Origin of the sequence: Herpetosiphon sp. (genome assembly GCF_003512625.1) — a bacterium.
Taxonomy (GTDB): Bacteria; Chloroflexota; Chloroflexia; order Chloroflexales; family Herpetosiphonaceae; genus Herpetosiphon; species Herpetosiphon aurantiacus.
Map to the genome: position 1 here is coordinate 17,283 of NZ_DOPT01000009.1, position 1,063 is coordinate 18,345.

The 1,063-nt window shown below is 50.3% G+C and carries 1 protein-coding gene; it reads right to left on the reverse strand.

Features of this window, described 5'->3' with window-relative positions; genetic code table 11:
• Positions 1-866, reverse strand: an 866-nt coding sequence (locus tag DEF47_RS01735) for an NCS2 family permease (protein ID WP_287044934.1), incomplete at its 3' end; no start/stop codon positions are given.
• Positions 867-1,063 lie beyond the last annotated feature (197 nt).

Here is a 1,063-nt window from a genome sequence, read left to right on the forward strand (position 1 = left end):
ATCGTGCCCATCGTGTCGAAGAAATCCGAGAGCATCAGCGAGAAAATCACCAAGACTGCTGAAAGCACTCCAGCTAATTTAAACACATCGAAATTAAGGCCTTGGCCGATGGTTTCGAAGCTTGGGCTGGCTAGTTCGGTGGGGAATGCGCCTTGCACGCCCGCCTGAGCACTCGCATCTGCGCCAAAGGCATAATGACTTACCACCCCAATCACAGTTGTGGCCAGAATGCCAATCAACAAGGCGGCTTTGACTTTTCGCGCCATCAAAATCAGGGTCAAAAATAAGCCAACCACCGTTAGCAAGATTGAAAAGGTGGTGAAATTGCCCAAGGCCATGGGCGTGCCCGCACCGCGTTGCACAATCCCAGCGTTATTCAACCCAATGAATAGGATAAATAAGCCAATGCCCACGCTAATCGCGCGTTTTTGCGAAAGTGGAATCGCGTGCATCACCGCTTGGCGAAAGCCAGTGAGTACCAATGCTGTGATCAAAACGCCTTCGAGTACGATCACGCCCATTGCTGCCTGCCATGGCAAACCCATGGTCAGAATTAATTGAAAGGCTACGACCGCATTCAAGCCCAAGCCTGGAGCTAAGGCAAAAGGATAATTGGTAAATAAGCCCATCGCGATACACATTAAGGCCGAAACTAAACAGGTAGCGGTGAGCGTTGCATTGAACGGCGGCCCAGCCTCAGCCAACGGCCCGCTCGATAAAATCGAGGGATTTACAAAAATGATGTAGGCCATCACGAAAAAAGTAGTTACGCCCGCCAGAATTTCAGTCCGAAGGTTGGTTCCACGTTCGGCAAAGCGAAAATAGCCTGCCAAGCCAGCGTCAAGCCACGAATTGCTGCGTGCCACAGGTCAACTCCTTTGAATCAAGCCAACAATGCACGCCCGGCAAATGCTGGCCATGCCCAAGAAAGCTCCATCCAGCAGGCTGCCGTAGGCTTCAAGATGGGGAAATATTGTTAAATGAGGCGTGGCGCTATTATACGATATGCAGTGGGAATCGGGGATCGGTAATAAAATCAGAAGTCAAAAGGCAAAAATCAAAA